Origin of the sequence: Gaiella sp. (genome assembly GCF_039915195.1) — a bacterium.
Classification (GTDB): Bacteria; Actinomycetota; Thermoleophilia; order Gaiellales; family Gaiellaceae; genus Gaiella.
In genome coordinates this window covers 1-5177 of sequence record NZ_JBDSNT010000001.1, presented here as the reverse complement: position 1 = coordinate 5177, position 5177 = coordinate 1, and the positions used below count along the sequence as shown (strand labels likewise).

Annotated in this window: 5 protein-coding genes; 3 read left to right on the top strand and 2 right to left on the bottom strand. The window is 66.4% G+C overall.

Annotation, left to right across the window (positions count from 1 at the left end):
* A partial coding sequence (locus ABIR74_RS00025) for a hypothetical protein (RefSeq protein WP_348174564.1) occupies window positions 1-301 on the top strand: 301 nt, incomplete at its 5' end.
* Between the two features lie 2 nt (window positions 302-303).
* Here the strand turns inward: ABIR74_RS00025 and ABIR74_RS00020 are convergent.
* Window positions 304-1122: a DUF4097 family beta strand repeat-containing protein gene (locus ABIR74_RS00020; protein ID WP_348174563.1), complete on the bottom strand. Its 819-nt coding sequence runs from the start codon at window positions 1120-1122 to the stop codon at window positions 304-306.
* A gap of 143 nt (window positions 1123-1265) precedes the next feature.
* Window positions 1266-1727 (bottom strand): toxin-antitoxin system HicB family antitoxin, encoded by a 462-nt coding sequence (locus ABIR74_RS00015; RefSeq protein ID WP_348174562.1) that lies wholly within the window; start codon window positions 1725-1727, stop codon window positions 1266-1268.
* A gap of 210 nt (window positions 1728-1937) precedes the next feature.
* Here ABIR74_RS00015 and ABIR74_RS00010 point away from each other — a divergent pair, with 210 nt between their 5' ends.
* Both ABIR74_RS00010 and ABIR74_RS00005 read left to right on the top strand, forming a co-directional pair.
* A complete protein-coding gene (locus tag ABIR74_RS00010) occupies window positions 1938-3695 on the top strand; it encodes an ABC transporter ATP-binding protein (protein WP_348174561.1) in 1758 nt (585 codons plus the stop codon).
* The coding region (locus ABIR74_RS00005) for an ABC transporter ATP-binding protein (RefSeq protein WP_348174560.1) at window positions 3676-5177 on the top strand (1502 nt) is incomplete at its 3' end. The genes ABIR74_RS00010 and ABIR74_RS00005, both read left to right, overlap by 20 nt.

Sequence of the window (5177 nt, the reverse complement as noted above, 5' to 3'; positions counted from 1 at the left end):
CGTGCTCGACGAGCACGAAGTGGCTGCCGCGCTCAGGCGCTCCGAGCTACTGCTTGCTGCCGGAGGCGATCCTCGCCGACCTCTCGAGCTCTACGGCAGGGCCGTGACCGCGCTCGCCGAGGACCTGGACGGCCCGGATCGACGAGCGCAACTCTCAGCAGGACTCGCAACGCTCGCGCGCTCAGCGACGGGCCTCTCGGAGGTCACCTCGGCGCTCGAGCGGCTCAGGCACGACGCCGACCTGGCCTGGCTGTGTTACGCGCTGGCCTGTCTCGCGGAGCACCTCGCAGACGACGGGTGACGTCAGGCGTGGGCGACGGCCGCCCGTACGATCTGAACGTCTCCGCTCACGGTGCGGATGGAGAGCTCCCTGACCTGTGCTTCCGAGCCGACCGCCGGTGCGACCTCCAACTCGAGCTCTGAGCTCAGGTCGCCGCTCAACGAACTGGCGTCGACGTAGAGACTCACGCCCGGCTTGATCGCGACGTGGACGTCGCCCGACACGGAACCGATCTGCATCGGCCCGCCGGCGGCGGCCTGGATCTCCACATCTCCCGACACGGTGGCCACGTTGAATCCCGCCGCCGCTTCGGCAACCACGAGATCCCCCGAAACGAGGTTGATCGAGAGGCTTCCGCGGCAACGACCGACCGAGACATTCCCCGAGGCCGTGCGAATGCTGAGCACCTGGTCGGCATCCCTAACCCGAACGTCTCCACTCGCCGTTGAGAGGTTCGCGGAGTCCACGGCCTCGAGCGACACATCACCTGAAGCGGTCTTGGCCTCGACCGAGCCGAGCGCGCCCGTGGCCTCGAGGTCGGCGGAGCTCGACCGAACGCCGAGATCCGATCCACGTGGGCAGCGAACGCGCACGCCGACCTCCGGACCCCTGCCGATCGTGAACCCGCTCCCCTTAGCGAGGCTCACGATGACCTCGCACCTCCCGCCGGATTCGATCATTTCGACACGCGCGTCGGCGATCGCCCTTCTCGTGACCTCGTTGTCTCGTAGCGGCGCGAGTTCCACTTCGACCCCGGGCAGCTCGCTGGCCTGAACGGTGACCTCGCCTCCCGCGAGCGTCACCTTCACGGCGACGGGGCCTGTTGGCTCGAAGATCGTCACGTCCGCGCGCCTCTCCTCGGCAGCGGGCGCCGAACGACGCGGACTCCGTCTGGTTTGTCGCGCGGCGGCCGCGCGTCATCCATGTTCGGGAGATCGACGCTGCCGAATAGTGATGGGAAGATTGTCATGATCTTTCTCCTCTCCTAGCTGTGAGTGAAGCCCTGAAGTCGGTTGCCGGTGCGGGTCATGCCAACACGCGGCTCGAGCAAGCGAGAGAGCGCCCGGACGATCCACGCGTTGGCCGAGACGCCCTCGCTGGCCGCAAGCACCTCGATCTGTGCTTTGAGCGCCTCCGGCAGGCGCAACGTGATGCGGGCGCTGAGGTCGTCTCCCGGAGACGGGGGCTCGGCGACCCGGCTCGACTGATCCTCGACGAGCACGAGCTCGGGTTCGCGCCCGGCGAGACGAACCTCGACATGCCCGCTCGAGAGCTGTGCATTGAGCGAGAGCGTCGCCTCGGTCAGAACGTCGAGAAGCCGGAGCTGCAGCGACGATGCGACGGCCGCAGCCAGTCGCTCTCCTGCAACCGCCGCCGATTCGTCGCCGAGCGCTGCGGCCGACGCGAGATCCGCCTGGATTGCCTGTACGTGTCGTTCGATGTCCATGTGACCAGTATATGACATCAATATGATGTCTGTCAAGGCCAATGTGTTGTCGGATCGATGTCGCAGCCGCTGGGCCTGATACAGTGCGCCGTCCGACCGCCTCGGAGCCCCGCTCCGGGCGGTGTGTCGCTCACCGCTCGATCCGTAGCGACAGGTCATGTTTCAACGATTGCGTGTCGACTTGGCACGTGGCTAGGAGCCCACCCGCGCGTGCAAGACGTCAACCCATCCGATCTGACCCTCTGGCCGACCCTGCGCCACCTGTACCCGTTGTGGCGGGAGCAGTGGCGGCTCGTCCTCGTCGGGCTCGTGTGCGCGCTCGCGTTCACGGGTCTCTCGCTCGCGATCCCCATCCTGATCCAGCGCACGATCGACGAGGCGATCGTCGGCGGCGACTCCGGCCTCCTGCTCCCCTTCCTCGGTCTGATCCTCGTGATCGCAGCGTTCCGCTTCGGTGTCAACTTCGTCCGGCGCTACTCGACCGCGCGGATCGGCATCGCCGTCGAAGCGCGTCTGCGCGGGATGATGTACGACGCGTACCTCCGATTCCCGCGCGCCTTCTACGACCGACACGCAACCGGCGAGGTGATCTCGCGCGCGACGAACGACATCTACCCGGTGCGGTACTTCATCGGCTGGGGCGTCGTGCAGGCGATCCAGAGCGTGATGATGCTCGTCGGGGCAGCGATCGTCCTCATCTCGGTCAACGCACGACTCACACTGATCGCGGCACTTGCCATGCCTCCGATTGCCGTTCTCACCTACGTCTTCGCGCACAAGGTCTTCCCGATCTCCCGCGTCGTCCAGGCCAAGAAGGGAAACCTGACCGAGGCAACCGACGAGGCCGTGATCGGCATCGAGATGGTGCAAGCCTTCGGGCGCGAGAACGACGTGCGAAGCAGATTCGGTGATCGGGCCGAAGCCGTGCGCGTCGAGACGATGCGACAGGCGGGAATCGAGGCGCGCTTCCTCCCCGGCCTGATCTTCCTGCCTTCGCTCGCGATCGCAGCCGTTCTGTACTTCGGTGGCAAGGACGCGATCGCAGGGACGCTGACAATCGGCGAGTTCACGCTGTTCATCACGTTGTTGCTGCAGCTCGTCTGGCCGCTCGAGGCGCTCGGCTGGATCATCAACCTCGGCCAGCGGGCAACGGCGGCGGCCTCACGATCCTTTGCCTGGCTCGGATCGATCAAGGCGCTTGCGGAGCCCGCGGACCCCGCGCACCTACCGGATGGCCCGCTGACGATCAGGCTGGAGAATGTTCGCTTCAGCTACGGCGGGGGGAGCGAGGTTCTCTCGGGTGTCGAGCTGGAGGTTGCGCCCGGGGAGATCGTCGCGGTGTGCGGCGCGACCGGTGCAGGCAAGACGTCACTCCTCAATCTGCTACCGCGCTTCTACGATCCCACCGACGGACGTGTGCTCGTCGGCGGGATCGACAGCCGTCATCTCGGCCTTGCCGAGCTCCGGAACTCCGTCGCCCTCGTCACGCAGAAGCCTGTCCTCTTCTCAGTGCCGCTGCGAGACAATCTGCTCGCGGGGCGGCCAGACGCCGACTGGGCAGACGTACTCGCAGCCTGTGAGGCCGCAGGCGTGGCGGCGTTCGTGGACGGACTGCCGGACGGTTACGACACGCTGATTGGCGAGCGTGGCGTGAACCTGTCCGGAGGCCAGCGTCAGCGGGTTGCTCTCGCGCGCGCGCTCGTTGCGCGATCGCGCGTCATCGTGCTCGACGACCCGATGTCGGCCGTCGACACCGAAACCGAACGCCACCTCGTGGCCACGCTCCGACCCGCGGTCGCCGGCCGAACGGTTCTGATCTCCGGCCAGCGCCTCTCGACGATCCTCGTGGCCGACAGAGCCGTCGTTCTCAAGGACGGCCGCATCGTCGAGAATGGCTTGCCGCAGGATCTGATTCGCCTCGGCGGAGCCTTCGCCGAGCTCTTCGGAGATGAGACTCTTGCCGCATAACGAGCGCACGGGTCTGTCGCGCCTCGGGCGCTACACCGTTGGGCGCCGAAGACGACTGACCGGGGTGATGCTGCTTGCAGCCGTCTCAGCGGCCGCACCGGTCGCCGGCTGGGCGATTGTCGGCGACGCGATCGACAACTGCATCAAGGCCGACGATCCGACGCGGCTCACGGCCGACGTTGTCCTCTATATCGCCGTCGGTGCGACAGCGTGGATCCTCGGGACGACGACGTGGCTGATGCTCGCCGGGATCGGCCAGCAGATCGTCCTCGATCTCCGTCGAGACCTGTTCGACCACCTGACGTCGCTCTCACTGCGCTACTTCTCGAAGCAGAAGGCCGGCTGGATCATCGCCCGACTGACGAGCGACGTCGACGCCCTCTCCGACGTCCTCAACCAGGGCCTGACCACGCTCGTCGTCAACTCGATGACGCTCGTAGCCGCGATTGTCGGGCTGTTCGTTCTGGACTGGAGGCTCGGCGTCGTCGCACTGATCATCCTGCCTCCGGGAATCGTTGTCACGCGGTGGTTCCAGACGACCTCGCACGTTGCCTTCGCGGACGTTCGCACGCGAATCGCCGCCGTGACGGCTCAGCTCGCCGAGTCCGTCTCCGGGATGGCGGTCGTCCAGGCCTTCAGCCGTGAGCGGGCGTTCCAGTCCGAGTTCGCAGAGCTCAACGAGGCCAATCGTGTCTCGAACGTCTACGCCCAGAAGCTGTCGTCTTTCTTCTTCCCTGCGATCGAGTTCCTGGGTGCGATCGCTACCGTCGGAGTGCTGTTCGCGGGCGCCAAGATGATCGGCTCGGGGTCGCTCGAGATCGGAACCCTGATCGCGGCGATGGGGATGCTGCAGCTGATCTTCCAGCCGCTACAGGAGCTCTCGGAGCTCTACGGGCAGGTTCAGGCGGCGAGTGCGGCAATGACGAAGATCTCCACTGTCCTCGACGCCGAGCAGGACATCACAGATCGTGAGGGCGCCCCCGAGATCGGTCGCATCGCCGGGCATCTCCAGCTCGACAATGTCGTCTTTGCCTACGGCGACGAGCCGGTGATCCATGGGATCTCGATCGACGTGCCGGAGGGCGGATGCGTTGCTCTCGTCGGCGAGTCGGGTGGCGGCAAGTCGACGACCGCGAAGCTCATCGCCCGATTCTACGACCCACTCGAGGGGTCGGTGAAGATCGACGGCATCGACCTGCGGGACATTCAGCTGCGCTCGCTGCGACGCCAACTCGGCGTCGTCCTCCAGGACCCGTTCCTCTTCTCCGGGACGATCGCGGACAACATTCGCTTCGGGCGCCCCGAGGCGACCGACGAGGAGGTCGCCGCGGCAGCCCATGCGATCGGTGTCGACCGCATCACCGCCCGGTTCGACGGCGGCCTCGATCACGTCGTACGGGAAGGAGGATCGGGCCTCTCTGCCGGCGAGCGTCAGTTGATCTCGATCGCCCGCGCGCTCCTCGCCGACCCACGGATCCTGAT